Raw genomic sequence first — 26,976 nt, 5'->3', positions numbered from 1 at the left:
CCCACCTTAAGCATGCTCGCCGAAGCAACTTTCGGGGCTCGGCTCACACGCCGTCCGCGAAGCTCTCCACGTCGGCGAGAAACCGCTCGGGGTCGGCCACGAACGGACCGTGGTCCACGCCCTCCCAGTAGGATTCCGTCACCGTCGGGATCAACGACGCAGCGTGCCTACCTGCAGAAACGTCGACGACGGTGTCCGCGGTGCCGTGCAGGACCAGCGCGGGGACATCGAGATGTCGGAGTAGGTCGTCGTGTGAGGCGGTACGGTCGAACAGGGCCGCCCGCACTCGCGGTGGCGTCGACAGTGTCAGACCGAACAGAGCCTGCGCCTGCGCGCCCTTGCCGTCGACCGGACCGGTCAGCGCCTGGCCGAAGCTTCCGAGAGCCTTGATCGCCACCCTGGGCTCCTCGGCCATCGCTCCCGGAATTGCGGCACGCATCGCGGTACCGACACGACCACCGGCTTCACCCCTGCCGATGCTGGTGATCGCGCCCACCAACACAACGCCCGCCACCGCGTCCGTTCCATGCTCGGCCAGATAGTCGCAGATGACGAGCCCGCCGTAGGACCAGCCGAGGAGGATCGCCTTCGTTTCGGTCCCCTCCTGCGCGAGTACCGCGTGGAGGTCGCCGGCCCAGTTCGCCGAGTTCGCGTAGCCCGATTCCGGGGCGTCGGAGTATCCGTGGCCACGGAGGTCGACTGCGACAACCCGATACTTCTCGGCCAGTCCGGCGAGCACTCGCTCGCCCCAGCATGCCGAGGACTGGGCCCAGCCGTGCAGCAGAACCAATGTCCGATGCGACGGATCGCCCGACACTCGATACACGATGTTCGTGCCGTCGATACTTACCGCTTGCCGTACCGGTCCTGTGACTGTCATGCCGTTCATGATCCATCCGACCCGCGATTCGTCAGGCAGCGGCCCGTCGCATCGACGCGAGCGGGTCGGCGTACACCGAGCTGAGCGAGACGACCGCCGCCGCGAACTCCTGGACCTTGCGCCCGAATCCGGTGATGCGAATGTCTTTGTGCGGCAAAGTCGTTGCCCGACCGAATTCCTCCGCTACGTGCGCAATCCCCGGTGCGTACTCGGTGAACGCCTGACCGCCGAGTACAACGCGATCGGGATTGAACAGATCACGAAGCAGTCCAACGGTGCGCCCGAGCACCTCTGCTCGCTCGACAAGAATCTGCTGCGCGGGTGACGAACCTTCGTGCGCGGCCCGGTACAGCGCGGCGATACCGGTTCCCGACGCCATGACCCCGCGCTCGACGGCGTCGGACAGCACGGCCCGATCGCTGACGGTTGCTTCGAGGCATCCGCGACGTCCGCACGCGCACAGCGCATTCGAGCCTGTCGGCAGATGCGCGATCGAACCTGGTCCGGTGGACGGCGTGTGCACGCGTCCGTCGATCGTCAGCGCGATGCCTGCGGTTTCACGCGCGTAGAAGTACAGGCTGGTACCGGTCGACGCCTCGGCCCGAGCAGGCGTCAGGAGCAGTTCCGACCCTGCCATCGCTTCGACATGACCCGACACCGACACCGGAAGGCCAAGACCTCCGCCGACGATTGCGCCCACCTGGGCATTCTCCCAGCCGAGACGGGGGTGGTCCGCGGTTCCGGTCGCACCGTCGACACGGCCACCGAGCGCAACGCCGACCCACAGCGGAGTCCGGCGATGCCAACGGGAAGCGAACGAACCAGCGCTGCGAGTGATGATCGACAACGCCTCGGTCGCGGAGCCGCCGGGCGTCGGGATTTCCACGGCGCCGAGGATGCGGCCGCGCAGATCGGCCACGACGATCCCGGTGACGAGGGCGCCGATGTGTATTCCGATCGTCGCGTACGGCTCGTGATTGATCTCGAACGGCACCCGAGGCCGACCGACCGCACCCGAGGCGGTGAGATCCGCTCGTTCACGAAGCAGACCGGCGCCGAGCAGAGAAGATACCTGGCGGTTGACGGTGGCGATACTCAATCCTGTTGCGCGCGCAGCGCTATCACGCGATATCGGCCCGTCGACGGAAGCGACACGTAGCACTGCAGCGGCAGGGCTGTCGGCGATACGAAGATCGGGCGCGACGATCTGGACCCTGCCCCGCAGACTCGAGCGGTTGATGGACGTCGGCCGCGAACCACGAAGGTTCGGGACGGATGAAGAGATTGATGCAATAGCAAGTGACACTGGTGTCGTCCTCAGCAGTAGACCCACTTCTTCAGGTGGGTGTCGCACGATGCGAAGAGAGCGCTGGCGGCAAGTGCCTGTCTACCGCGTCGATTCAGCGACAGGCTTCTTCGACTCAGCTACAGGCGTGAAGGCCGAGACAACACAGTTCACGAGGAAACGGCAGCCGGGAACCCAGAGCGGCGGTCACATAGGTGACACGCAGAGCGGGAGTGCGGCCGGCGAACATGGGGGCAAAATTAACACCTCCGTGCGCATTTACCAATACGGGACTTCGAACTGCACGGATCCACGCGACTAGAATTCCGCTTATGACATTGTCAGAACAAATTCCGTCCGACGCTCGCATCGCCGTCGTCACCGGAGCAAGCTCAGGCATCGGCGAGGCCACCGCCAGGCAGCTCGCGACGCAGGGTTACCACGTCGTGATCGGCGCTCGTCGCGTCGACCGGCTGGAGAAGCTAGCATCCGAAATCGGCGGCACTGCACTGCAACTAGACGTGACCGACGAGGACTCTGTTGCCGCGTTCACTGCCGTCATCCCTCGCGCGTCCGTGTTGATCAACAACGCGGGCGGCGCCAAGGGACTCGCGCCGGTCATCGACGCCGATCTCGACGACTGGCGCTGGATGTGGGAGACCAATGTTCTCGGTACGTTGCGTGTCACCAAGGCGTTGCTGCCCAAGCTGATCGAGTCGGGCGACGCACTTGTGGTGACGATCACGTCCGTGGCGGCGTTCGAGGCGTACGACAACGGGTCGGGGTATACCTCCGCCAAGCATGCGCAGGCAGTCCTGCACCGCACGCTACGCGGCGAACTGCTCGGTCAGCCGGTGCGGCTCACCGAGATCGCGCCGGGTGCCGTGGAGACGGAGTTCTCGCTCGTGCGATTCGACGGCGACGAGTCCAAAGCCGACGCCGTCTATCAGGGCATCACCCCTCTGGTCGCCAAGGACATCGCCGAGGTCGTCGGCTTCGTGGCCTCACGCCCGTCGCACGTCAATCTCGACCAGATCATCATCAAGCCCCGAGACCAGGCTGGTCCGGGCCGCTTCAGCCGCAAGTAAGCGGCCAGTCTCCCGACGGGCGGCTCCGCCGCCAGTGGCACGGTTGAGTGCGTTGGAGTGCACTCAACCGTGCCACTGGGCGCGGAGCGCCCTAGCTTTGTCGACCTAGCTTTGGCGCGCTAACTTTGGCGACCTAACCTGCTGGAACCGGCGCAGGCGTCGTTGCGGTCGCAGCGCCCGCCGGCAAAGCTGACATCGACTCCCACGTCGCCCAATCGATCGCCCAGTCGTACAGGTCGCCGTCCGCCGCCGAGAGGTCGATGCGAGTCCCGGTCACCTCGACCGGATCGCCGTACATCGCGGTGCCGAAGTACTCCTGAGCATCCGCGTCGGACAGGTTGATGCACCCGTTGGTGACGTTCGAGGCACCCTGCACCCCGGTGGTCAACGGGTTGGCGTGAATGAACTCACCGTTGTTCGAGATACGGACGGCCCAGCGCTCGCGCACGTTCTCGTAGAACGGCGGGTTCGACATCAGGAAGTCCTCGTGCTTCTCCGTCACGACGTGAATGCCGCTACGGGTCACGTTGCGATCCTCGTTGCCCTCGCCGTAGCTGACGGGTATGTCCATGATCGTCTCGCCGCCGCGAACCACCTGCATGCGGTGGCTCGTCGCGTCGGCGACGACGATCTGGCTGCGCCCGATGGTGAAATCGAGTGTCACGTCGTCAGCGCCGTAGTTGCCCTCGCCATAGTCGACGCCGTAGAGGTTCGCTTTCACCGACACCGTCGTTCCCGGAGTCCAGTAATTGGTGGGACGCCAGTGCACGCGCGAGCCGTTGTCGTCGGGGAACCACGCCCACGCACCGGGAGTCGGCGGGTTGGTGGTCACCGTCAGCGCCTTCTCGACGGCAGCCTTGTTCTCGATCGCCGAGTCGAACTGCAGAATGATCGGCGCTGCAATGCCGACCTCCTGGCCGTCACCGATATTGGTGCTGACGGAAGTTCTGCTGGCGGGCGTCACCGTCGTGAAGCTGCCGTCGATCGCGACGGTCTTTCCGTCGGTGCCGACGGCATTGCCCGCCCAGGTATAGGTCGAGCCGTAGCCGAGCGGTTCGGTGATGGTGTACGACGCTTTGTCCGGCGCCAGCACACCTTGGACTACCTTGCCGTCCGGGTTGGAGAGCGCGACCTCGGCCAGCGTTCCATCCGTCACCGTCACCGAAATCGGGGCCACCGGGCTGACGTCGACCGCGCCGGCCGCCGGAGTCTGCGCCACCTCCGCAACTGGGGGCACCTCCGTGGTCGACGCTGCACTGCCCGACGAGCCACTGCCGCCGACGGTGCACCCGGCAACGAGTGCTGCCAGCGCCGCGATCGCTACGACCAGCCACACCAGGCTCGTCCGTTTTGTCTGTTCTCCCTGCACATGCACGGTTTCCAACGTACTCGCGGGAAAGTGAACGATCACAATCGATCACCCAGGTGCGCGCAGATTCACACCGAATTGCCGGGTGGACCCGGACATTTCACCCACAAATACCCCGCCGAACGCGCACCTTTCAGCCCACGCGCGCGTTGCAACCTGCGCGTGCGCTGGAACCTGCGCGGCCGGAATCCACCAATCAAGCCTCGAGCTTCGTCGTCCTCAGCTCGTGACCCCTCGACGTCAGGCAGCGCCCGGTGTCGAGGTTCCAGTCCCAGCCGTGCAGGTTGCAGGTGAGCTTGTTCCCCTCGACGATGCCGAACTTCGACAGGTCGGCCTTCAGGTGCGGACAACGCCGCTGGATTTCGTAGCCGTCCTTGACGATGGTGGCGGTGTCGTCGTGTGCCTCGGCGAACCAGCCGTCGGCGTACGCGATGCGCTCGTCGGTCAGGCACTTGAAGAACGTGTAGAGGAACTCGTTGTAGCCGCCGACTCGACGAGCACGGAAACGTGTCGACAGGAAGATCGAGTTGACCCAGTCGGGTTCCTTGTCGCGCACCGCGGTTCGAACGAGCTCCGGCGCAATGGTGAAGCTGTACCGGAAACGTTCCTTCAACAGAGGCTCACGCACGATCCGCTTCGGGAAATCCAGTACGACGGTTTCGGCGCCGAGCATCAGTGCGACGGGGTAACCGATGCCGTCGCAGATCTGATCGGTCGCCGACATGATCGGCTCGAACAGCTCTCTCAGCGGTTCCAACAAAGGTTCGCCCTCCGCCGACGCCCACGCGGCTTTCTCCGCCGCGATCACGCCGGCCTGACGCTGCGCAAAATCTTCGATGTACTGCGCCTTGCCAGTGGTGAAGATCGCTTCCACCTCCTCGACCGGAAGAGGATGCGTCAACGCATCGAGGGTGGACCCCGTGAAATCTGCGGTGGTGCCGGGCATCATCAACAGGCCCTTGTCGTGACCGTTGCGCCGCATCTGATCGAGGAAGACCATCTGGTCCGGGAAGATGTTCGCCGGATCCTCGTAGACGTCGTTGAGGAATCGCAGTTCGTCGTCGAGGAAGCACGGCGGGCCGGCTGACGGAATCACCCAGGTGGCGCCGATCTGCTCGATGTACTGCCGCGCGCGATCCATCTGACGTTGACGCTTCTGCACACCGAAGGCCTTCTTCGCGCGCTCGACCATGTCGTAGACCATGGGGTACCAGATGGCCCCCGAGTACTGCAGCATGTGCACGTCGACGTGGCCGAACTCCTCCGTCAGCACGTCGAGGTCGACGGGACGCGCGTCGTTCATGTTGAACGCGACGGTCTTTCCGTCGGAGACGACGAGGCCGGAGTCACCGATCGGGCCGTCGGCTGGAGCGCGAAGCGCGATGATCATGATGTCGAGATCGCCCTTGGGACCGGAAAGACGGTGCTTGACCGAGTTCGTGGTCTCGTAGAACTTGTGAAAGCCGAGCTTGATCAGCTCGTTCTTCAGATCCGGCACCGGGTAGTCCGGCAGGAGAACAGTCGTGTCCTTGTCGACGTGATCGGCGAGGTTCTTCGGATCGAAGTGGTCCTTGTGCAGGTGCGATACGTACAGGTAGTCGCATTCACCCAACGCGTCCCAGTCGAGCTGCGTGTTGTCCGGGAACGGAAACCACGACGTGAAGTACGCGGGGTTCACCCACGGGTCGCACAGGATGCTGCCTGCATCGGTCTGAATGTGGAATCCTGCATGCCCGACGCTTGTGACCTGCAACGAACTACTCCTTCACTTGCACTGAACTTCGATGGTAGGCCCTGCGTCCGACTCAGCTGAGCGAGCAGCCCACCAGATCGCACTCGGGAACCAACGTGATCCCGAACTCTGCCCGAACTCCGTCGCGGATATGCGACGCCAGAGCCATGACGTCCGCCGTCGTCGCCCCGCCCCTGTTGGTGATCGCAAGCACATGTTTGGTGGACAGCGACACCGTGCCGTTTCCGAATTCGGTGCCGTATCCGTGCGCGAAACCGGCATTCTGAATCAGCCACGCGGCGTGGATCTTGATTCCGGACGGGTCCGGGTACTGCGGCGCTCTCGACGCCGTCTCAGGAACCGTCGTCAACACCGGGTTCAGGAAGAACGATCCGACGCTCCACGTGTCGTGGTCCTCGGCGTCGAGAACCATGCCCTTCTGTCCACGCAGATCGAGCACTGCCTCCCGGACCTCGGCGGCGGGGACCGTGTCTCCGACGGTGACGCCCAACCTCTCCGCCAACCCCGCGTAGCGGACCGGATCGGAGGAACGCGAGCGTCGAAGCGACATCGTCGTGTCGAGAATGACGTACCGCGTCGAATGCTTGAAGATCGACTGACGGTGCAGTCCGAATCCGCACCGATCGGGCGTCCAGACCTCGGTGTTCGAAGTCTCACGGTCGTAGACGGTGAGACTGTCGAGCACATCGGAAGTGACCGTTCCGTACGCGCCGACGTTCTGCACCGGCGTCGCACCCGCAAGGCCCGGGATTCCCGACAGAGCCTCCAACCCGGCCAGTCCCTCGCTCAGTGAGGTCGCGACAACCGCGTCCCAACGCTCACCGGCCGCGACCGAAATCGAGTTGCCGTCGACGCGCAGCCCCGAGGTCTCCACCTTCACGACGAGACCGTCGAACCCGTCATCACCGACGACGAGATTGGATCCGCCGCCGACCAGCAGAACAGGCGTTCCCGACGCATCGGCGTCGCGAACCACGGCGACCAACTCGTCCGAGGTGGTCGCGACGGCGAACTCGCGAGCCGGACCACCGAGTCGCATGGTGGTGAGCTCGGAAATTGCGGTAGGCACGGGAGTCCAGGTTACCGGTCTGGCGTGCCGGTCGGAATCCGACCGGTCCTTCGCTGCCGGTACTCTCCGCCTATGCCTCGCCCCATCGCGCACAGCGCGTCCGTTCCCGCACCCGTCGACAAGGTGCACGCCGCACTCGTGTCCGAGCAGTACTGGAAGGACCGGATCCAGGAGATCGGCGGCCCGAGCGCACACCTAGTGAGCGTCACCGCGATCAACGGAACCATCAGTGTCGTCATGACGCAGTCCATTCCGGAGGAAGAACTCCCCGCCGCGGTCACCGCGTTCAAGAAGGGTGCGCTGGTCATCGAACGCACCGAGTCCTGGGGACCGCTCGGAGGGGGTCGCGCCGAGGGCAAGTTCGGCGCGACGGTCGAGGGCGCACCGGCCACCATTTCCGGAACGACCCTGCTCGAGGGCAACGACACGTCGTCGACGATGTCGCTGTCCGGCAACACCGAGGTCAAGGTGCCGATCTTCGGCGGAAAGATCGAGGCCATGATCAGCGAGCAGGTTCTCTCGCTCATCGACAACGAGCACGACTTCACGGGCAACTGGGTTGGACAGAACCTGCAATAGGTACCCTGCCCAGTATGGCGCGCCGCATGAACTACTCAGCCCGGTTCACCTACTCCACGGAGCAGGTGTACGCCGCGTTGTCGAGCCGCGAGCACTGGGACGCTCGCATCGAGGAGATGAAAAAGTACTCCCACAACGAGCTGAAGAGTTTCGAGGTCGGCGACAACGGGATCGACGTAGTGATGCATCACATCATCCCCAGAACCGAACTGCCGGACATCGCGCAGACGGTGATGAAGAAGGACATGATCATCACTCGCAACGTGCACTTCGACCCGTACACAGAGACCACCGAGGGCAATTACGACGCGTCGATTCCCGCCGGGCCGGGCAGTTTGAAGGGCGTCACTTCGTTGTTCGCCACCGAGACCGGTTCGACGCTGCGGACATCCTCGGAAGCGAAAGTGTTTCTCCCGTTCGTCGGCGGAAAGCTCGAACAGCTGATGCTGGTGAACCTGCGCGATCTCTGGCGCGGCGAGGGTGAAGTAACGGCAGACTGGCTTGCCCAGAACAACTAGGACGCCCACTCCCGAAGGCACCATCACCCGCGGCACCACGGGCATCAACCGCCTGCGTCGAAGCGACCGGTGGCTGACGCACAGCCCGCTCGTACGAGGTGTCCTCGCCGCGGCATCGGATCCACTCGTCGTCGACCTCGGCTACGGCGCCAGGCCCGACACCACACTCGAACTCGCGCACAGATTGCGCACGGTCCGACCCGACCTGCGGGTCACCGGACTCGAAATCGATCCCGCTCGCGTCGTTCCGTCGACCGAGAATGTGACGTTCGCGCGGGGCGGTTTCGAACTCGCCGGGCTGCGACCGAACCTCGTGCGCGCCTTCAATGTTCTTCGTCAGTACCCCGAAAACGCGGTTCCCGACGCCTGGTCTCGGATCGTGGCGGGGCTGGCACCCGGTGGCCTGCTGGTCGACGGCACGTGCGACGAACTCGGGCGTCGCTGTGCATGGATTCTCCTCGATGCGTCGGGACCGATCTCGCTGACGCTCGCATGGGATCCGTTCACGGTGCACACGCCGTCGGACATCGCCGAGCGGCTACCCAAAGCGCTGATCCACCGCAACGTGCCGGGCGAACGCATCCACGAGTTGCTTACCGCCGCCGACAAGGCGTGGTCGACGGCGGCACCGTTGGCCCCTTTCGGGCCGCGGGTGCGGTGGCGCGCCGCGCTGAAACAGCTGGCGGCGAACGGACTTCCGACCGCCGTGCCTCGGCGACGGTTGCGCGACAACATCCTCACCGTCCCATGGGACGCGGTAGCGCCGGGCTAGAAAACTAGGTGCAGGCAGACAGAGCCAGCTCGACGCGCTCGGCCACCCGCTCCGGTCCGTTGACTGCTTCCTCGTACAACACTCCGGGCTCTACCCGCCCGATCGCGACGGCATCACCGACCACTTCGTCGAGGGTGATCTGTGAGATGCCACCGGCAGCAAGATCGAGGACGGTGCGAACCGGCGTCGTGATGCGGAACGTACCGGTCGATTCGAAGTCGTGCGGGGTGAGTTGCAGTCGATGTACTGCCAGCCTCGTATCGGCCACGCGCAGGTTCGTGAACGCCGAGACGTGCACGAACTGGGGATGCAAATGCCCGAACCCGTGGAGCTCGGCCGCGCTCTGGTGAGAAATCACAGCATCACCGCCGAACCAGGCGCACCACATCGCGAACTGTTCGAGATCGCTGTGCGGCCAACCGGCGAGCCGATACAGATTGCGTTCCACCTTGATCCAATCGCCGACGGCGATGTTCGCGACCATGGCCGGAGCCACGAATCCGAGCGCCTCGGCCTGCTCGGTGGTGAAGAATCCGTCCTGACTCGCGGCCAGGCGACGAAGCTCGACGGTGCTCGGTCGTGTCGTACCCATACACGCAAGAGTACGACACGATGTGTTGCACATCACAAGAATCGGCCCAGGTCCTCCCACCGGAAGCTCGGATTCACAGAGGTCTTTCAGAATCATCGGGAAGACTGCGGCGAATGACACGAAGCAAAGCTCCCATGATCGCGGTGCTCGTCGTTCTGGTTCTCGTCGCCGCGCTGCTGGGCGGCGAACTGTACCTGCGCCAGCAGATCAAGTCCTGCCTCGCCGGCCAGCTCGAAAGCGAGATCGGCAGCCAGGTCGACGTCGGACTCGGATGGAAGCCCATCCTGGTGTCACTGGTCGACAAGCAGGTGTCCTCCGTGACACTCGACAGCAACGACGCCCGATTCGGAATTGCCGAAGGCATGACCGTCCACGCCGAAGTCGAGGATGTGAACCTCGAACAGACCGCCGATACCAACGGCAGCATCGGTAGCTCCAGCGCGGACATCGCCTGGTCCACAGACGGCATCGCGAGCACGTTGCAGTCTCAGGGAATCGGCGCACTCGTCTCGGGCGTCACCTCGGACGCGTCGGCGGGCACCCTGTCCTTCGCCGTCGGCGGCCTCGCTCAGCTGACCGTGAAGCCTGCGGTGGTCGGAGATCGCGTCGACGTACAGACCGTCGACGCCTCCATCCTCGGCCTTGGGTTGCCGACCGACCTCGTCGACAGCATCGTCGGAGTGATCTCCGACAGCCTCCAGCAGTACCCGCTCGACATGATCCCGACGTCGCTCACCGTGACCGACGCGGGCATCGAACTGGCACTGCAGGGTGGTCAGTATTCGATCCCGGCCACGGACCAGCCGACCGAGGTGCCCGACGGTTGCGGGCTGCTCGCCTAGCTCGCCTAGTTCGATAGCCCCTCGAGGACAGCGCGGGTTCCCGACAACCCCAACCTCGTTGCGCCCGCGTCGATCATCGCCAGGGCGGCGTCCGTCGTACGGATGCCGCCGCTGGCCTTGACACCCAACCTGCCGCCGACGGTGTCGGCCATGAGCTTGACGGCTTCCACGCTCGCTCCGCCTGCGGGATGAAAGCCGGTGGAGGTCTTCACGAAGTCGGCGCCTGCCTTCTCCGCCACGAGGCAGGTTTCGACGATGGCCTCGTCGGACAGTGCTGCCGACTCGATGATCACCTTGAGTACTGCCGACGGACCGATTGCCTCACGCACGGTGAGGATGTCGGACAACACCGCGTTGTAGTCGCCGGCGACTGCCGCGCCGACGTCGATCACCATGTCGATCTCGTTCGCGCCCTGATCCACCGCGAGGCGTGCTTCAGCACCCTTGATGAGCGAATGATGCTTGCCGGATGGGAATCCCGCGACCGCGGCGACGACGAGGCCGTCGGCTCGCACCGGCAGCATGGATGGCGACACACACACTGCAAGCACACCGAGGGCGAGTCCTTCCGCGATGAGAGCGGTAACGTCCTCGGGCTTGGCTTCCGGCTTGAGCAACGTGTGGTCGACCATTCGGGCCAGGGCGCCGCGGGTAATAGACATGAGACCACCCAACCACAGTCGACGCGCGCCTAAGCTCTCCGGTTATGTCTGCTTCACAGCTCGCTGACACCTTCAACTCCACCAGCAACGAGTTCGACTCCGTCACCCCTGCAGTGTGGGGTCCGGCGGGCCAGACGCTGAGTTTCGCCCTCGCCCTGCGGGCAGGTGAGTCCGTCCTCGACGTGTGCACGGGAACCGGCGCGTCGGCCCTGCCTGCGGCCATGGCTGTGGGTCCGAGCGGGTCCGTCCACGCCATCGATCTCGCCGACGACCTACTCGCGGTGGCTCGCGCCAAGGCTGCCGCGTCGGCGCTGCAGAATGTCGAATTCGTGTGCGCGGACGCCACCCAATGGGAAGCGCCCAGCACGATCGACGGCGGGTACGATGCTCTGTCCTGCTCGTACGGCATCTTCTTCCTCCCGAACATGGACGTCTCGTTCGCCAGGCTCGTCGGGATGGTTCGCTCGGGAGGTCGCGTCGGCGTGACGGTATGGCGCAAGGGTGCGATCGAAACGTTCGGGGCTGCATTCTTCGACGTCGTCGCCCGATACGCACCCGAGGTTGCGCACAGCGGACCGCGGTCGAAGGAGGGATACGCCTCCCATCCGATACGGCGCGTCGAAACTGCCGAGTCGCTGACCGCATGGCTGCAGGCGCGGGGCTGCGAGTCCGTACGCGTCCAGGAGTTGTCGAACCACGTTCCGACGACGGATGTCTTCGCGTGGAACTTCGTCCTCGGCAGCGGTTTCCGCGGCGCCCTGAACGGGTTCGACGAGAAGGTGCGCGACAACATCCGTCGCGAATTCCTCGAGCTGTTGGCGGCCCGTGGGATCGATTCGGTCGACGCGAGCACACTGGTGGCAACCGGCATCCGGGCGTCCTGAGAGAATCGGGCCATGAGTTCTGTTGTCACCGACGACCGTCGCTACGTTCTGTCCCTCGGATGCCCCGACCGTACGGGCATCGTCGCAAAGATCTCGACGTTCCTCGCCGAGGTCGGCGGTTGGATCGTCGAAGCTGCTTACCACGCCGATCCGGACACCGGTTGGTTCTTCACACGCCAGGCCGTGCGGGCGTCGTCGGTGGAGATCAGCATCGACGAATTGCGCTCCCGGTTCGAGGCAGTCGCCCGTGAGATCGGTCCGGAAACCGAATGGGCACTGCATGATTCAGGCGAACGCAAGCGCGTCGTGATTCTCGTCAGCAAAGAGGCCCATTGCCTCCACGACCTCCTCGGCCGCGCTGCCGGCGGAGAACTACCGGCCGAGATCTCGGCGGTGATCGGCAATCACAAGTCGCTCGAGCCCGTCGCGAGGGCGCACGGCATCACGTTCCATCACGTCGAGTTCGCGAAGGATCCAGCCGAGCGAGGTCCGGCGTTCGACGAGGTGCGGACGTTGGTCGACTCGTACGACCCGCATGCTGTCGTGCTCGCCCGATTCATGCAGGTGCTCCCGGAGGAGCTGTGTGCACATTGGGCCGGGCGCGCGCTCAACATTCACCACAGCTTCCTGCCGTCGTTCGTCGGTGCGCGTCCGTACCACCAGGCATTCGCTCGCGGCGTCAAACTCATCGGGGCGACGTGCCACTACGTGACGGCCGAGCTCGATGCAGGCCCGATCGTGGAGCAGGACGTCATCCGAGTGGATCACGCCGACGAGGTCTCCGACATGGTCCGTCAAGGGCGCGACATCGAGAAGCTCGTACTCTCCCGCGGTCTGCGGTGGCATCTCGAGGATCGCGTCCTGGTGCACGGAAGGAAGACGGTCGTCTTCAGCTGATGCGGCTCCGCCGCAGTGGCGTGGTTGAGTGCACTCTGGTGTACTCAACCACGCCTCTCAGAGCGAACGAAGCCTGGCGACCTCGGAGTTGAACTCGTCGATCGCCTCGACCGAACTCATGTGACCGATGCCAGGTATTTCGATGAGCTTGCTGAGGTGATCGTGAGCGTCGAGGGCCTGTGCGAGCTTGCGGGCATGCACGGGAGGGGTCAGCCTGTCGGCGGTGCCCACCAGGACGGAGGTAGGGACGTTCAGGTTCGCCAACGCCTCGTGGATGTCCAGGTCGGTCAGTGCCGCACCCCAGATGCCGCGCGTCTGCGGTTCGCACTCGAGCACAATCTTCTCGCAGAACGCCACCTCGGCGTCCGTCGAACCCGGTGCCATCGACACGTATTTGATCGCGTGCCGAGTCACCGTCGACGGGCGAAGCGGGATCGCCGACTTCAGAACGACACGTCCTACCTGCACCGGCACCCGCGGGAACCGATTCGGCAGCGGGATGACCGTTGTCTCCCGAACGAGGCTGTCCGTTGCCGTCGACGCGAGCAATACTGCGCTCACCAGATGTTCGACCTGCTCCGGGTACCTCCCCGCCCACGCCATGATCGACATTCCACCCATGCTGTGGCCGACGAGCACTGCCTTGTTGTCCTCGGCCACTGTCGCAGCGAGGACATCCGCAAGATCATCGGCCAATACGTCGGGGCCCAGCGGTCGAGTACCGACGTCGCTGCGACCGTGTCCACGCTGGTCGTACACGATCACCGAAAAATTCTCCGCGAACGCGTTGATCTGCGGAATCCAGTAGTCCGCCGAGCACGTCCAGCCATGACTGAAGACGATCGGCTGTGCATCGGGGTCGCCGTAGACACGGACGTGCAGCTCAGCGCCATCATCGGTGACGACGGGGACGACACGCGGCACGAACGTGGGCCTGCGCAGAAGGGCGTCGGGCTGCGTGTCGGTCGTCTTGGTGAACGAAGTACGACGCCGATGCCGCAGAACGAGTGCGCCGATCCCCGCCGCCGCGGCAAGACTCCCGATGCCGAGTAGGGCACCCTCGACTTTTCTGCGTGAAACCACGGACTCTCCTGTTCCTAGCTGGCCTGATCGTTCGCCGATTCAGGTTTGTCACCGTACTGCGCAAGTACTTCTTCCATGGTCAACGTGATCCGCTGGTCCATTGCTTCCCTGAACAACGCGCCGACGACGCGGTACGTCAGCGGGCGGAGGCTGTTGACCAGCTCCGCCACTTCGCCGACCGTCCCCGCATCGGTATCGAATGGATCTTTACCCGCATCGAGGAACTTGTCTGTGACCAACGCAACAAATCTGCGGGCAACATCGTCGAGATCTGATCGAACTGCCTCGGTCTGGTCGAGCGTCGTGCTCAGCGGAATACCCGCGTCGTGCAGCAGTCGCGCGGCTTCGAGCAGCACCGGGTTGTCGATGCGGTACCCGTTCCCCGTTTCGACGATGACGCCCATGTCGGCGCCGCGTCGAAGATCCGCATCCGAGATGTCCGGTCCGAACAGTTCCTGGAAATCTTCACGGCTGAGGTGCTTCGCCTCGGGCTGGTGCTCCGCGGCGCTGTCACTGGTCAGTACATCCTCGACGCGCAATCCGGACTGAGCGGCGTTGAGAAGCTCACTGATGGTGGCGAAGGTGTAGCCCCGTTCCAACATCCGGCTGATCAGCTCCAGCCGCGCCAGGTGTGCCTCGTTGTACCAGCCTGTTCGGCCTTCTCTACGCGGTGGTGGCAGTAGGCCACGGTCCTGGTAGACGCGAACGTTCCTCACGCTCACGCCTGCACGACGCGCGAGATCGTCGACGCGGTACTCGATCATCCCTGAACGATATGCGTCTGCCGCTCTCGCTGTGGAGCGAGGACCTACCAGCGCGGACCTACCAGCGCGGACCGCGCTGGATTCCGTCGACCTTGGGTCGAACGTCGACGAGGTAGACGCATACGGCCACGATCGCGATGATGCCGAGGAAGTTGATCCCGAAGGCGAAGATCACCAGCGCCGACACGACGAGGATGCCCAGCCAGACCGGCTTGGTCAGCTTGTCCACCGCGGGGAACGCGTCGGACCGCTGACGCACGGCGTGGAAGACAGCGTAGGCCGCGCCACCCAGAGCAATGATCTGGAGGACGAACAAGATCAGCGACGTCAAGCTGTTCACAACTGGCACGGCGCCCATACTACGCAAATCGACCCCCACACCGCGCGGTGCAGGGGTCGACCTCGGTCATTGCGTCAGCTGGTGGTCTTCTTGGCGGGCGCCTTCTTGGCCGGTGCAGGAGCCGTCTTCTTCGCTGCGGGGGTCGGCGTCGCCTTCTTGGCAGGCTCAGCCTTCTTGATCGGCGATCCGGCTGTGCCGCGGGTCTTTGACTCGACCTTGCCTGCGGTTCCGCTCACCTTCTGCGACGCATCGGTGGCAGCTTCCTTCGCACTGTCGCCGGCTTCGTCGATCTCGTCGGCAAGCTCTTCGGCAGTGTCACGCACCTTGTCGGAGGCGATGCCTGCGAGAGCTGCCGCACGCTCGCCGACGGCGCGCGTCTGCGAAGCAACGGTGCCGAGCGCCTGCTCGGTCAGGTCGACGACGTCGTTGGCGGCAGAGTTGGCCCGTTCGAGGCCCTCTTCGACTGCCGGCGTACGACGAATCCGCTCGACCGTCTCCTCGCCACGCTCGGCGAGCGAGGTGTACAGGTCGGAGGCAACCTTGAGGTATGCCTCGGCGACCTTGCGAAGCTCGTCCGGGGTGAAACGCTCACGCAGGTCGGCGATCTCGTCGGGCAGCTCGGCCGGCAGGTTCGCCAGGCGCTCGCGCAGGGACTCGACACCCTCGGTGACGTCCTCGGACAAGTCGGCGATGCGGGCGCGTGCTGTATCGACGCGGTCGGTGACCTCGGTGCTGCGGGTCTCGGCGCGGGAGCGCACCTGGGCCACGACGTCGGCAACTGCCTGCACTACCGCGTCGCCGGCACCCACTGCCGCGTAGATGGGTGTCTTGACGTTGTCGAAGTTCTTGGGATCAGTCATGGGAAGACTCCTGTATGGGTGGTTCGGTGTCGGTAGGTAGATCTGGCTCGGGCACTGCTTTTTCGGCCTCGTGTTCGTCGGCCTTCTGCGGTTGCTCGTTCTCTCGACGGAACGAGTCGTAGATCTCGATCAGCACGTGCTTCTGCCGTTCGGTGATCTCCGTGTCGCCGAGCAATGCATCTCGAACTGGACCGTGCGGACGTTCTTCCAAGAACCCGGCCCGTACGTACAACGCTTCCGATGACACCCGCAGACCCTTGGCTATCTGCGTGAGCACCTCGGCGGAGGGATTGCGTAGCCCGCGCTCGATCTGGCTAAGATACGGGTTGCTCACCCCCGCCCTGGACGCGAGTTGCCGCATGGAAACCTGGGCGGCCTCGCGCTGTGAGCGGATATAGCTGCCGATGTCCGATGCGGCAGTTGTCACCACACTGGCGACAAGATCACTCGCCTCTGCGACAACCTCGGTCGCCTCGGATACTTTGGCGACTATCCCCTGGTTGTCGAAGTGTTCATCGTTACTAGGGGTCATGTTCACCACTCGATTCGCTAACCTGAAACTTGTGGTTTCGGTGTACGGGAGCTGAGATTACCCAAGGGTGCTAACTATTGCAAGCACTTTGCTAGCACTCATCCGAACATCAAATTCGACAGCGAGTAGATCGCCAGGCCGGCGACAGATCCGACAACCGTGCCATTGATGCGAATGAACTGAAGATCGCGGCCCACCTGGAGTTCGATCTTGCGGCTCGCCTCGTCGGCATCCCAGCGCGCGACCGTGTCGGTGATGATCGTGGTGATCTCGCCCGCGTAGTTCGACGCGATGTAGCGCGCTCCTCCGAGCAGCCAGCCGTCGAACTTCTCGCGAAGCTCGTCGTCGTCGCGCATCCGCGCGCCCCAACTGGCCACGTTCTCGCTGATCTTGCGTCGAAGCGTGCTCGACGGGTCGTCGACCGACTCGGTGATGAGTCGCTTGGCCACCTTCCAGGTGGCGGCAGCAAGACCGGTTATCTCATCCCTGCCCATGATCTGCGCCTTGAGCGACTCGGCCTTCTCGATGGTCGCCGGGTCGTGCTGAAGATCGTGCGCGTAGTCGACGAGGAACTTGTTGGCGGCGAGGCGGAGTTCGTGCTGGGGGTTCGATCGAACCTTCCAGGTGAACTCGACGAGCTCCTTGTAGATCTTCTCGCCGAGCATCGCATCGACGAATTTGGGAGACCACGTCGGCGAATCCCGCGTCACGACGCGTTCGATCGTCTCCTCGCTGCCCAACGCCCACTGATGCGCCCGCTCGGCAAGCATGTCGATCAGCGGTAGCTGGCGGTTCTCCTTGATGAGCTCGTCGAGGACCCGGCCGATCGGTGGTCCCCACTGCGGGTCGGCAAGCCTGCGAACGATGGTGTTGTCGATGATCTGAGTGATGTCTTCATCCTTGAGCACTCCGACGACGCCGTGCATGATCGTCGCGGATTCGGCGGCAACACGTTCGGCATTCTCGGTCTCGGCAAGCCAGGTCCCGAGCCGGAGGGGCACCTGCGCGGACCGGACTTTGTCGGAAACGACGTCCGGCGCCAAGAAGTTGTTCCCGACGAACGAGCCGAGCGACGTTCCGAGCTGATCCTTCTTCTTCCTGATGATGGCGGTGTGCGGAATCGGAATTCCCAACGGGTGCTTGAACAATGCCGTCACGGCGAACCAGTCGGCGAGCGCTCCGACCATCCCAGCCTCCGACGCTGCGCGAACGTACCCGACCCACTCCCCTGCACCCTTCGATTCCTGCCAGCGACAGATCAGGTAGACCACCGTGGCGAAGGCGAGGAAGCCCGTCGCGACCAGCTTCATCCTGCGAAGGTCGTGGCGCTTGGCCGCATCGTCCAAATTCATCAGTTCCACAATCGCCATTGTGCCTGTGTTCGAAGGTCACACGCTTTCCCGCACGCATACACGCGCATCCAACGATGGACGCCTAAGCTGATCTTCATACGAAGACGATGGGATACGGCGGGAACACGTGGCGAGAAATGCGACATCAGCGGACAAGACCGAGACCAGTTCGGAGGCCAAGACCGAGAAGCCGGACGGCCGTAAGCGCCGGTGGCGCGAGCACAAGATCGCGCGGCGGGAAGAACTGGTCGACGGCACTCTGGCCGCCATCCGGTTACGTGGTCGCGATATCGGAATGGACGAGATCGCGTCGGAGATCGGTATCTCGAAGACGGTTCTCTATCGGTACTTCACGGACAAGAACGACCTGACCAACGCCACGATGACGCGCTACGTCGAGACGACGCTCGCTCCCCGCATCTACTTCGCCATCTCCGAGGAACTCGACGAGTATCACCTCACCCGGGCTGTCATCGCGGCATACGTCGAGACGGTCGCGACCGATCCCGAGGTCTACCTCTACGTCATGGCCAACAACGCCGGAACCAACCGCGACGTCGTGGCCGAGTCGGAGCGGATGATCGCGGAGCTGCTGGCCACGGTGCTGGGCGAACGCCTACGGGTCCGCGAGATGGACTCAGGCGGCTCGGTCCCATGGGCGTTCGCGATCGTCGGCGCGGTTCAACTCGCTACGCACTGGTGGATTTCCAACAAGTCGATGTCTGCCGAGGACCTCATCGACTACCTGTGCATGATGACGTGGGGTGGAGTGCACGGCGTTGCGATGGCCGACGGCTCGCCGGCGAAGTTCAAGTCGCAGCCGCATCCCTTGGTCGACGACGCGAAATCGGAGCCTGGCGCAACCGAGGCGACCTAGCGCTCCTCGTCGTCGATCGGCACCTCGATGTGCTGGTCGACGAAGTCGGCGGGGTCGGCTTCGTCGGGGACCGTGGTAGGCAGATCGGAGTCTTCGCGAAGGCTCTCCACGCGGTCTTCGACGGGAATTTCGGCGCTGGGGTCGGTGAAGTCTGAACTCATGTGCCTGAGACTACTCAGGGCGCTCAGTTTGAAAAGACATCGAGACGGACAACCTTGGTCACATGAGCAATTCACCACTGTCCGGATGCCGAGTGGCGATTCTCGCCACCGACGGCGTCGAAGAAGTCGAACTGGTGCAACCGCGCGACGCCGTGCAGTCTGCCGGTGCCACAACCACTCTCGTCTCCCTCACACACGGAGACATTCAGGCCATGACGAGCGACGTTCACGCCGCGAACACCTTTGCCGTCGACAACGTCGTCGCGGATGTGTCGGTCGACGATTTCGACGCCCTGATCCTGCCCGGTGGCACGACGAATCCCGACACCTTGCGTACGGATCTCGATGCCGTCGATTTCGTGCGGCGGTTCGTCGAGTCCGGCAAACCGGTCGGAGTCATCTGCCATGGGCCGTGGATGCTGGTGGAGGCCGATGTCGTTCGAGGTCGCACGTTGACGTCGTACCCGAGCATCCGCACCGATATCCGCAATGCCGGCGCAACGGTCGTCGACGAGGAAGTCGTCGTCGACGGGAACCTCGTATCCAGTCGCAACCCCCACGACCTTCCTGCATTCTGCGACGCGCTGGTCGAGCAGTTCTCGAAAACCAACAACGTAGGTTAGCGTAGCCTATGCGCAAAACCCGTTTGTCGACTCTGATCCCCGCTGTCGTTGCCGTCGCAGCACTGACGATGTCCGCGTGCAGCAGCTCCGACTCGGACTCGGAAGCCGACGGCCCCACGGTGTCGACGATCTTCGGGGACGTGACCGTCCCCGAGAACCCGCAGCGGGTCGTGGCCCTTGGATGGTCCGACGCAGAGACCGCGCTCGCCCTCGGGGTCCAGCCCGTCGGCGCCAGTGACTGGCTCGGCGTCGGCGGAGACGGCCTTGGTCCATGGGTCGAGGAGTCCTACGACACTGCGCCGACCATCCTCGGCACCTACGACGTCGAGGTCGAATCGGTGGCCGCTCTCGAGCCCGACCTGATCCTGTGGACCCGAAGCACCAACGATCCGGAGCTCTACGACAAACTGTCCGAGGTCGCGCCGACCGTCGGCGCACCCGTCGGCACCGAGATTGCCTATGGCACTACGTGGGACGCGCAGACCCAGTTGGTCGCCGATGCGCTCGGGAAGTCCGAAGAGGGTGCGCAACTCGTCGACGAGACCAACGCGGACTTCGAGGCCGCAGTGGCAGCCAACCCCGAGTTCACCGGCAAGACCGTCGCTGTCGGCACGGTGTACAGCGGCCAGCTCGGTGCGTACGTCGACGGAGACGCGCGTGTCGAGTTCATGAAGAGGCTCGGGTTCGTCAACTCCGAAGCGATCCAGTCGCAGGCCGCGGACGGCAAGTTCTCCGTCGACCTCTCTGCCGAGAACGTCGCGCAACTCGACGCCGACCTGACGGTCATGTTTCCGATCGGAGGCACCGCCGACATCATCACCGACGACCCCTCCATACAAGGTCTTCCGGTTGCCCGCGACGGGCGACTCGTAGTTCTCGACGACAAGAACCTCAGTGACGCCTTCTCCAGCGGGTCGGCGTCGGGAACGCAGTACGCGATCGAGAACGCGGTTCCGTTGTTCGCCGCGCCCCTCCAGGGCTGACGGGCGGGCTTGTCACACTCTCCCTGGTGGGCTTGTCACACTCTCCCTGGCGGGAATCCGCCCTGGGCGATCGGGCCCCAGGATTCGATCGTCATGCGTATCAACGACTTTCCCTGCTTCAGCATCGCCTCTCGGTACTCGTCCCAATCCGAATGCTCGCCCGCGATACTGCGGAAGTACTCGACGAGAGGTTCCACGGCGTCGGGTACATCGAGGATCTCGGCGGTGCCGTCGACCTGGACGTAGGCGTCGTTCCACTCGTCCGAGTGCACGCAGACCGTCACCGCCGAATGTCGTCTGATGTTGACCACTTTGGCGCGTTCCGGGTACGACGCGATGACGATGCGCCCCTCGGAATCGACACCGGATGTCACCGGAGAGACCTGCAGCCCACCGTCACGCTTGTGCGTGATAAGCGTCGAATGGTGACGCGGACGAATGAATTCGAGCAACTCCTCGCGCTCGACGGATTCTGCGGAAGCCAGTTTCGGAGCCATGTGAACCAGCCTAGTGCGACTAAGGTCAGCCCATGGCCAAGCATTCGAAGAAGAGTACGAACCTCTGGTCGACGCCTGCTGCACAGATACTCCGGGCGACCGACGACACTCGCGTCGAAGAAATCGACTTCTCACTGACCCCCGGTTTCGAGGGCACCAAAGTAGACGCGGAGGAGTTGCTTGCCGAACGCGGCGAGGTGCTCTCCGCTCTGCAGGAGAAGCTGTACGCGAACGGACGATCCGGTGATCTGCGCTCGATCTTGTTGGTACTACAGGGAATGGACACCGCGGGTAAGGGCGGGATGGTCCGACATGTCATCGGGTTGGTCGATCCGCAGGGTGTCGATCTCGCGTCGTTCGGAGTGCCTACGAAAGAGGAGCGCGAACACCACTACCTGTGGCGAATCAGAAATCAGCTGCCAGGGGGCGGCAAGATAGGTGTATTCGACCGCTCGCACTACGAGGACGTGCTGGTTGTCGCCGTCCACAATCTGGTCCCGCGCCAGGTGTGGGAGCCCCGTTTCGACGAGATCAACGCGTTCGAGAAGGAATTGGTCGACGAAGGAACGCTCATCGTCAAAGTCGCCCTGTTCGTCTCGCCGGAGGAGCAACGCGCCCGCCTGCAGGAACGGCTGGACCGGCCCGACAAGTACTGGAAGTACAACCCGGGAGACGTCACCGAGCGCGGATTTCTACCTCAGTACCGGCTCGCATACCAACGCGTCATCGACCGCACGAACACCGATTACGCGCCATGGCATGTCATTCAGGCCGACCGTAAGTGGTACAGCCGCCTTGCGGTCATCGAATTGCTGATCGACGCACTCGAAAGACTCGAACTCGACTGGCCTGCAGCCGATTTCGATGTCGAGGTCGAGAAGCAGCGCCTGGCGAACAGCTGAATGCGCCCTGTACGTTCGATCGAAAACGTACAGGGCGCACTTCAGGTGTTCTAGAACGTTGCGGCGTCGATGACGAAGCGGTAGCGGACGTCGCTCTTCAGCACGCGCTCGTATGCCTCGTTGATCTTGTCCGCGGGGATCGTCTCGATCTCGGCGCCGATGTGGTGCTGGGCGCAGAAGTTCAGCATCTCCTGGGTCTGCGCGATGCCACCGACCATCGAGCCGGCGAGGCTACGACGGTTTGCAGCGAGGGTGAACCCGCGGACCTTGATGGGCTCGGACGGCAAGCCGAGAATGACGAGCGAGCCGTTGATCGCCAGCAGCGACATGTGCTTGTCCATGTCGATCTCGGCGGAGACGGTATTGATGATCAGGTCGAATCGGCCGCGCAGCTTCTTGAACGTCTCCTTGTCGGAGGTGGCGTAGTAGTGATCTGCGCCGAGCCGCTTGCCGTCCTCTTCCTTGCTGAGCGTCTGGCTCAGGACCGTGACCTCGGCACCGAGAGCGTGCGCGATCTTGACGCCGACGTGGCCGAGTCCGCCCAAGCCGATGATGGCGACCTTCTTGCCCGGTCCGGCTCCCCAGTGCTTGAGCGGGGAGTAGAGGGTGATTCCTGCACAGAGCAGTGGTGCAGCGACGTCGAGTTCGATGCCCTCGGGGATCGACAGTACGAACCCCTCAGTGACGACGATGTGCGTCGAGTAACCGCCCTGGGTGACGGAACCGTCGGCGAGCTTGGTGTTGTAGGTGGCGGTGACGCCTTTGAAGCAGTACTGCTCCTCGCCCGCGAGGCAGGCTTCGCACTCGCCGCAGGAGTCGACAAAGCAACCGACGCCGACCCGGTCGCCGACCTTGTGCTTGCTGACGCCGGAGCCGACCTCGGCAACGATGCCCGCGATCTCGTGTCCGGGAACGACGGGGTAGTTGGTGCCGCCCCATTCGTTCCGAGCGGTGTGAATGTCGGAATGACAGATGCCCGCGAACTTGACCTCGATCAGAACGTCCTTCGGACCGAGCTCACGTCGATCGATGGTGACCTTCTCGAGCGGGGCGTCGGCGGAAGTCGCTGTGTATGCGGTAGCTGAAGTCATAGCTACATTGCTACCTACGCATCGGTAACAATGCAATGCGGACACTCCTGTCAGCTGGGTATTCCCAGATGACAGGAGTGATTCACGACATCGAGCGGCTCCAGCTCAGCTGTTTCGAGCGATATTGAAGCCTAGCCAGCCCACGTACGCGCCGAGTCCTACGAGCCCGATGGTGCGGGTCTTCGGGTATGCGATAGCTGCACCCACAGCCAGCTCGGTTGCGCCGTTGCGGCTGATCCAGTCCCTGGTGTCTTTCGGGAACGGGAGCTTGGTGATGCCTTCGAACGCTTCGGGAACGACGAAGTGAGCTGCACCCGTCGCAGCCAATCCGAGTCCGAACGCCTTGGGAAGGAACCCACCCGACTTATTCGACTTGCTCACCTTTGTTGTCCCCTGTTCCGCTCGTCGGCGCACCGTCGCGCCGCTGCAACCAAGTTACGCAGAGACGGCGTCAGTTGCCAGCGCCTCCGCCGAATCGTGGCCGAGCGGCTCCGCCGCCAGTAGCATGGTTAAGTGCACCGGAATGCGCTTGCATTTCAGCGGGCGACTCGGCCGTTCTCGTACCGGTAGAAGCCGGCCCCGGTCTTCTTGCCGACCAGGCCTGCCTCGACCATCCGCAGCAACAGCGGCGGCGCCGAGAACAACGGTTCCTTGAATTCTGCGTACATGGAGTCGGCGATGGATTTGACGGTGTCCAGCCCGACGAGGTCGGCCAGCGCCAACGGACCCATCGGGTGGGCGAGACCGAGAACCGTTGCCTTGTCGATGTCTTCCTTGGTGGCGAACCCGGACTCGACCATGCGGATAGCGGAGAGCAGGTACGGCACGAGGAGCGAATTGACGACGAAGCCGGAACGGTCGGCGGAGCGAACTACCTGCTTGCCGAGCACGTCACCGGCAAACCTCTCGGCCCGCTCGGCGACGGTGTCGCTGGTCTTGAGCGTGGTGACGAGCTCCACGAGAGGGAGCACCGGCACCGGATTGAAGAAGTGCAATCCGACGACGCGGTCGGGTGCTTTCGTTGCGGTTCCCAACTTCATGATCGAAATGGACGAGGTGTTCGATGCGAGCACGGCGTTCGGATCCGTCACCACCGAGTCCAACTCGGCGAAGATATCGGCCTTGACCTTCTCGTCTTCCAACACTGCCTCGACCACGAGCTGACGATCGGCGAAGTCACCGAGATCGGAGGTGAAGCGCAGCCGTCGGGCGGCATGTTCACGTTCGCGCTCGGTGATCTTACCGCTGCTCACGCCACGGTCCAGCGACCGCAGGATGCGTGCGCGTCCTGCGGTCGACAGCTCACGTGTCTGTTCGCAGACCAGCACGTCGACGTGTGCGCGGGCGCACACTTCGGCGATACCAGCGCCCATCTGACCGGCACCGACGACGCCTACTCGCTCAACCGTCACGGCACACTCCTTTTCAGTCATGTTGCTGGGCAACAGCTTCAGGTGAGATGGGGGTAACTCTGTCGGGGAACGCCAAAGCCGGCGTCATACGAGTCAGGCGGCCCGCAGCGAAACGCTGGGACCGCCTGACTAGTGCGCTGAAGCTCCGAAAGAGGCGGGCTGGCCTAGTGGAACTGGCCCTCTTCGGTGGAGCCCTTGAGAGCTGCCGTCGAGGTGTTCGGGTCGACGGTGGTGGCGATGGTGTCGAAGTAGCCTGCGCCGACCTCACGCTGGTGCTTGACGGCGGTGAAGCCGCGCTCTTCGGCAGCCTTGAACTCGCGCTCCTGCAGGTCGACGAACGCGGTCATGCCTTCGCGGGCGTAGCCGTGTGCCAGGTCGAACATGCCGTAGTTGAGCGAGTGGAAGCCTGCGAGCGTGATGAACTGGAACTTGAAGCCCATCGCGCCGAGCTCCTTCTGGAACTTCGCGATGGTCGAATCGTCCAGGTGCGCCTTCCAGTTGAACGAAGGGGAGCAGTTGTAGGCCAGGAGCTGGTCGGGGAACTCGCTGCGGACCGACTCGGCGAACTTCTTCGCAACCTCGAGATCCGGCACGCCGGTCTCCATCCAGATGAGGTCTGCGTACGGGGCGTAGGCCTTCGCACGGGCGATGCAGGGCTCGATGCCGTTCTTGACACCGTAGAAACCTTCGGCAGTGCGGGTTCCGTCGAGGAACGGCACGTCGCGCTCGTCCACATCGGACGTGATGAGGGTTGCGGCCTCGGCGTCGGTGCGGGCGATGATGACCGACGGCACGTCGGCGACGTCGGACGCGAGGCGTGCCGAGGTCAGGGTGCGGATGTGCTGCTGGGTCGGGATCAGAACCTTGCCGCCGAGGTGGCCGCACTTCTTCTCCGACGCGAGCTGGTCCTCCCAGTGCACGCCTGCAGCGCCGGCCGCGATCATGGCCTTCTGCAGCTCGTAGGCGTTCAGTGCGCCACCGAAGCCGGCTTCGGCGTCGGCGACGATGGGAGCGAGCCAGTTGCTGACCGAGGTGTCACCCTCGACCTTGGCGATCTCGTCGGCGCGGAGCAGCGCATTGTTGATGCGACGCACGACGGTCGGCACCGAGTTGGCCGGGTAGAGGCTCTGGTCCGGGTAGGTGTGGCCCGAAAGGTTGGCGTCACCGGCGACCTGCCAGCCGGAGAGGTAGATCGCGCGGAGTCCGGCGCGGACCTGCTGTACTGCCTGGTTGCCGGTGAGCGCACCGAGCGAGTTGATGTAGTCCTCGTTGTTCACGAGATCCCAGAGGATCTCCGAGCCGCGACGAGCGAGAGTTGCCTCTTCGACGACGGTGCCCTGCAGCTTCGAAACCTGCTCGGCGGTGAAGTTACGCGTCACGCCGTTCCAGCGCGGGTTGGTGTCCCAGTCCTTCTGGATCTCTTCGGTGGTCTTCGGTGTGCCGGTGGTCGACATCTCAGCTCCAGTTCTATTTCTGATCTGTGCGGCCGGCTCGTGCGAATTTCTTCACACCATTGCCAGGCCCTGCGGGTGTTCTTCCAAACAATGGCACACCCAAAAAGGCCCGTCTACCTGTTCCTAGTGCCAATCTTGGCTACCTTTCGACAACCCCTTGCTAACGTTGCGAAGTTTCTGGCCGTGTGGACCTCGCCGATCGGACAGGCTTAATTACTCGCCAGTAGGAGAAACCGCAGTTCGTGAACGCAATTTACGGAAATCTAACCGGACAAACGTACGGCTTGGCGTACATCGTCTGAATCGAGCCAGAAAGTCGGGCCGTTGCGAACTTCGGTCAGCAATTGTGACCAGAATCACTTTACTCCACGCTCTACGGTCCTCGCGTTCGCTCTACCGTGCGACGCGGGCACGGACTTGCCCGGAGGAAGCGACGAGCGTGCTCGACGAAGTAGCAGTGCGAGCGCTGTCCAACACTCCGAGAACGCCCATTGCTGCGATGATCACGCCCCCGACCAGAGCGAACATGTCCGCGGCTATGAGACCGGCAGGGAAAGCGAGCACGACCGGCGACAGCGCGAGCATCACGCCGAGCGTGACGTGCGCCCAGTGACTCGACCTCGACGCGCTCGACATCGCCCACAGCGCCGTTCCGGCCGACACCATCCCGAGGATGAGGATCGCCCCCGACACTCCGGTGTCGTCGCCGACCGGCAGCCAGATCGTCGACGTCACGAGTACGACGCCGGTGACCAACACCAGCGCGTCGCGCATGACTTCACGGAAATTGTCAGACATGGTGTCTCCCTCTTAGTTACCTGTGCGAACGAGCATGTATTCGGTATACGCCTTTTC

The 26,976-nt window shown here is 63.7% G+C and carries 31 protein-coding genes; 11 read left to right on the top strand and 20 right to left on the bottom strand.

What is annotated here, in order from left to right; all coding sequences use genetic code 11:
• Nucleotides 1–43: 43 nt before the first annotated feature.
• Nucleotides 44–889, bottom strand: coding sequence for an alpha/beta fold hydrolase (locus ACODSO_RS05635; RefSeq protein WP_489035688.1), 846 nt, complete (start codon nt 887–889; stop codon nt 44–46).
• 22 nt (nt 890–911) lie between these two features.
• Nucleotides 912–2,174, bottom strand: a complete 1,263-nt coding sequence (locus ACODSO_RS05630) for an ROK family protein (protein ID WP_489035754.1) — start codon at nt 2,172–2,174, stop codon at nt 912–914.
• 323 nt (nt 2,175–2,497) lie between these two features.
• On the opposite strand from ACODSO_RS05630, the gene ACODSO_RS05625 reads away from it, so the two are divergent.
• On the top strand, nt 2,498–3,253 hold the full coding sequence (locus ACODSO_RS05625) for an SDR family NAD(P)-dependent oxidoreductase (protein WP_489035686.1): 756 nt from the start codon (nt 2,498–2,500) through the stop codon (nt 3,251–3,253).
• A gap of 133 nt (nt 3,254–3,386) precedes the next feature.
• Here the strand turns inward: ACODSO_RS05625 and ACODSO_RS05620 are convergent, their stop codons facing one another.
• The 3 genes from ACODSO_RS05620 to ACODSO_RS05610 all read right to left on the bottom strand — a co-directional run bounded on the left by ACODSO_RS05620 (nt 3,387) and on the right by ACODSO_RS05610 (nt 7,444).
• Complete coding sequence (locus ACODSO_RS05620) at nt 3,387–4,628, bottom strand: L,D-transpeptidase (protein ID WP_489035684.1); 1,242 nt, start codon at nt 4,626–4,628, stop codon at nt 3,387–3,389.
• A 190-nt stretch (nt 4,629–4,818) separates the two neighbouring features.
• Nucleotides 4,819–6,375 (bottom strand): Rieske 2Fe-2S domain-containing protein, encoded by a 1,557-nt coding sequence (locus tag ACODSO_RS05615; protein ID WP_489035682.1) that lies wholly within the window; start codon nt 6,373–6,375, stop codon nt 4,819–4,821.
• Between the two features lie 52 nt (nt 6,376–6,427).
• On the bottom strand, nt 6,428–7,444 hold the full coding sequence (locus ACODSO_RS05610; protein ID WP_489035680.1) for a UDP-N-acetylmuramate dehydrogenase: 1,017 nt from the start codon (nt 7,442–7,444) through the stop codon (nt 6,428–6,430).
• 72 nt (nt 7,445–7,516) lie between these two features.
• Between ACODSO_RS05610 and ACODSO_RS05605 the strand changes: the two genes are divergently transcribed.
• From ACODSO_RS05605 to ACODSO_RS05595, 3 genes are read left to right on the top strand one after another with little or no spacing between them, the layout of a single operon-like run.
• Nucleotides 7,517–8,023 carry a DUF2505 domain-containing protein gene (locus ACODSO_RS05605; RefSeq protein ID WP_068380060.1) on the top strand — a complete coding sequence of 169 codons (507 nt, stop codon included), beginning with the start codon at nt 7,517–7,519 and terminating at the stop codon, nt 8,021–8,023.
• A gap of 14 nt (nt 8,024–8,037) precedes the next feature.
• The gene (locus tag ACODSO_RS05600; protein WP_489035678.1) at nt 8,038–8,541 is read left to right on the top strand and encodes a DUF2505 domain-containing protein; all 504 of its coding nucleotides are present in this window, start codon (nt 8,038–8,040) and stop codon (nt 8,539–8,541) included.
• Entirely contained in the window at nt 8,525–9,313 is a 789-nt protein-coding gene (locus tag ACODSO_RS05595; RefSeq protein ID WP_489035676.1) for a class I SAM-dependent methyltransferase, read from the top strand. The genes ACODSO_RS05600 and ACODSO_RS05595 overlap by 17 nt, the downstream gene beginning before the upstream one ends.
• A 4-nt stretch (nt 9,314–9,317) precedes the next feature.
• Here the strand turns inward: ACODSO_RS05595 and ACODSO_RS05590 are convergent, their stop codons facing one another.
• The gene (locus ACODSO_RS05590) at nt 9,318–9,905 is read right to left on the bottom strand and encodes a type IV toxin-antitoxin system AbiEi family antitoxin domain-containing protein (RefSeq protein ID WP_068380055.1); all 588 of its coding nucleotides are present in this window, start codon (nt 9,903–9,905) and stop codon (nt 9,318–9,320) included.
• Between the two features lie 113 nt (nt 9,906–10,018).
• Here ACODSO_RS05590 and ACODSO_RS05585 point away from each other — a divergent pair, with 113 nt between their 5' ends.
• Nucleotides 10,019–10,747, top strand: a complete 729-nt coding sequence (locus tag ACODSO_RS05585) for an LmeA family phospholipid-binding protein (RefSeq protein WP_489035673.1) — start codon at nt 10,019–10,021, stop codon at nt 10,745–10,747.
• 5 nt (nt 10,748–10,752) lie between these two features.
• On the opposite strand, the gene deoC is transcribed toward ACODSO_RS05585, so the two are convergent.
• The gene (deoC, locus tag ACODSO_RS05580) at nt 10,753–11,409 is read right to left on the bottom strand and encodes a deoxyribose-phosphate aldolase (RefSeq protein WP_489035671.1); all 657 of its coding nucleotides are present in this window, start codon (nt 11,407–11,409) and stop codon (nt 10,753–10,755) included.
• Between the two features lie 44 nt (nt 11,410–11,453).
• On the opposite strand from deoC, the gene ACODSO_RS05575 reads away from it, so the two are divergent.
• Both ACODSO_RS05575 and purU read left to right on the top strand, forming a co-directional pair.
• Entirely contained in the window at nt 11,454–12,293 is an 840-nt protein-coding gene (locus tag ACODSO_RS05575) for a class I SAM-dependent methyltransferase (protein WP_489035670.1), read from the top strand.
• A 12-nt stretch (nt 12,294–12,305) separates the two neighbouring features.
• Nucleotides 12,306–13,190 carry a formyltetrahydrofolate deformylase gene (purU, locus tag ACODSO_RS05570; RefSeq protein ID WP_489035668.1) on the top strand — a complete coding sequence of 295 codons (885 nt, stop codon included), beginning with the start codon at nt 12,306–12,308 and terminating at the stop codon, nt 13,188–13,190.
• Between the two features lie 57 nt (nt 13,191–13,247).
• On the opposite strand, the gene ACODSO_RS05565 is transcribed toward purU, so the two are convergent.
• The 6 genes from ACODSO_RS05565 to ACODSO_RS05540 all read right to left on the bottom strand — a co-directional run bounded on the left by ACODSO_RS05565 (nt 13,248) and on the right by ACODSO_RS05540 (nt 18,121).
• Complete coding sequence (locus ACODSO_RS05565) at nt 13,248–14,273, bottom strand: alpha/beta fold hydrolase (RefSeq protein ID WP_489035667.1); 1,026 nt, start codon at nt 14,271–14,273, stop codon at nt 13,248–13,250.
• A gap of 14 nt (nt 14,274–14,287) precedes the next feature.
• Entirely contained in the window at nt 14,288–15,037 is a 750-nt protein-coding gene (locus ACODSO_RS05560) for a MerR family transcriptional regulator (RefSeq protein WP_489035665.1), read from the bottom strand.
• Nucleotides 15,038–15,095: 58 nt separating this feature from the next.
• Nucleotides 15,096–15,395, bottom strand: a complete 300-nt coding sequence (locus ACODSO_RS05555) for a DUF2516 family protein (protein WP_489035663.1) — start codon at nt 15,393–15,395, stop codon at nt 15,096–15,098.
• A 56-nt stretch (nt 15,396–15,451) separates the two neighbouring features.
• Complete coding sequence (locus tag ACODSO_RS05550; protein WP_489035661.1) at nt 15,452–16,237, bottom strand: heparin-binding hemagglutinin; 786 nt, start codon at nt 16,235–16,237, stop codon at nt 15,452–15,454.
• Entirely contained in the window at nt 16,230–16,769 is a 540-nt protein-coding gene (locus ACODSO_RS05545; protein ID WP_489035659.1) for a helix-turn-helix domain-containing protein, read from the bottom strand. The genes ACODSO_RS05550 and ACODSO_RS05545 overlap by 8 nt, the downstream gene beginning before the upstream one ends.
• 98 nt (nt 16,770–16,867) lie before the next feature.
• Complete coding sequence (locus ACODSO_RS05540; protein WP_489035657.1) at nt 16,868–18,121, bottom strand: DUF445 domain-containing protein; 1,254 nt, start codon at nt 18,119–18,121, stop codon at nt 16,868–16,870.
• Nucleotides 18,122–18,248: 127 nt separating this feature from the next.
• Here ACODSO_RS05540 and ACODSO_RS05535 point away from each other — a divergent pair, with 127 nt between their 5' ends.
• Complete coding sequence (locus ACODSO_RS05535; RefSeq protein WP_489035655.1) at nt 18,249–18,998, top strand: TetR/AcrR family transcriptional regulator; 750 nt, start codon at nt 18,249–18,251, stop codon at nt 18,996–18,998.
• Here the strand turns inward: ACODSO_RS05535 and ACODSO_RS05530 are convergent.
• Nucleotides 18,995–19,159, bottom strand: coding sequence for a hypothetical protein (locus tag ACODSO_RS05530; RefSeq protein ID WP_489035653.1), 165 nt, complete (start codon nt 19,157–19,159; stop codon nt 18,995–18,997). The two genes, ACODSO_RS05535 and ACODSO_RS05530, sit on opposite strands and share 4 nt — an antisense overlap.
• A gap of 62 nt (nt 19,160–19,221) precedes the next feature.
• Between ACODSO_RS05530 and ACODSO_RS05525 the strand changes: the two genes are divergently transcribed.
• Both ACODSO_RS05525 and ACODSO_RS05520 read left to right on the top strand, forming a co-directional pair.
• Nucleotides 19,222–19,782: a type 1 glutamine amidotransferase domain-containing protein gene (locus ACODSO_RS05525; RefSeq protein ID WP_489035651.1), complete on the top strand. Its 561-nt coding sequence runs from the start codon at nt 19,222–19,224 to the stop codon at nt 19,780–19,782.
• Between the two features lie 8 nt (nt 19,783–19,790).
• Nucleotides 19,791–20,765 (top strand): iron-siderophore ABC transporter substrate-binding protein, encoded by a 975-nt coding sequence (locus ACODSO_RS05520; protein ID WP_489035650.1) that lies wholly within the window; start codon nt 19,791–19,793, stop codon nt 20,763–20,765.
• 35 nt (nt 20,766–20,800) lie between these two features.
• On the opposite strand, the gene ACODSO_RS05515 is transcribed toward ACODSO_RS05520, so the two are convergent.
• Nucleotides 20,801–21,262, bottom strand: coding sequence for a PPOX class F420-dependent oxidoreductase (locus ACODSO_RS05515; protein WP_489035648.1), 462 nt, complete (start codon nt 21,260–21,262; stop codon nt 20,801–20,803).
• A gap of 32 nt (nt 21,263–21,294) precedes the next feature.
• On the opposite strand from ACODSO_RS05515, the gene ACODSO_RS05510 reads away from it, so the two are divergent.
• A complete protein-coding gene (locus tag ACODSO_RS05510; RefSeq protein WP_489035646.1) occupies nt 21,295–22,164 on the top strand; it encodes a PPK2 family polyphosphate kinase in 870 nt (289 codons plus the stop codon).
• 50 nt (nt 22,165–22,214) lie between these two features.
• Here the strand turns inward: ACODSO_RS05510 and ACODSO_RS05505 are convergent, their stop codons facing one another.
• The 5 genes from ACODSO_RS05505 to ACODSO_RS05485 all read right to left on the bottom strand — a co-directional run bounded on the left by ACODSO_RS05505 (nt 22,215) and on the right by ACODSO_RS05485 (nt 26,919).
• Nucleotides 22,215–23,255 carry an NAD(P)-dependent alcohol dehydrogenase gene (locus ACODSO_RS05505; RefSeq protein ID WP_489035644.1) on the bottom strand — a complete coding sequence of 347 codons (1,041 nt, stop codon included), beginning with the start codon at nt 23,253–23,255 and terminating at the stop codon, nt 22,215–22,217.
• Nucleotides 23,256–23,360: 105 nt separating this feature from the next.
• Nucleotides 23,361–23,636, bottom strand: a complete 276-nt coding sequence (locus ACODSO_RS05500) for a DoxX-related protein (RefSeq protein WP_068380003.1) — start codon at nt 23,634–23,636, stop codon at nt 23,361–23,363.
• Nucleotides 23,637–23,791: 155 nt separating this feature from the next.
• Complete coding sequence (locus ACODSO_RS05495; protein ID WP_489035642.1) at nt 23,792–24,688, bottom strand: 3-hydroxybutyryl-CoA dehydrogenase; 897 nt, start codon at nt 24,686–24,688, stop codon at nt 23,792–23,794.
• Nucleotides 24,689–24,831: 143 nt separating this feature from the next.
• Entirely contained in the window at nt 24,832–26,121 is a 1,290-nt protein-coding gene (aceA, locus tag ACODSO_RS05490) for an isocitrate lyase (protein WP_489035641.1), read from the bottom strand.
• 393 nt (nt 26,122–26,514) lie between these two features.
• Entirely contained in the window at nt 26,515–26,919 is a 405-nt protein-coding gene (locus ACODSO_RS05485) for an SPW repeat domain-containing protein (protein WP_489035639.1), read from the bottom strand.
• Between the last annotated feature and the right edge of the window lie 57 nt (nt 26,920–26,976).

It is taken from the genome of Rhodococcus sp. FG69, assembly GCF_057808915.1.
This window is presented reverse-complemented; position numbering and strand designations above follow the sequence as displayed.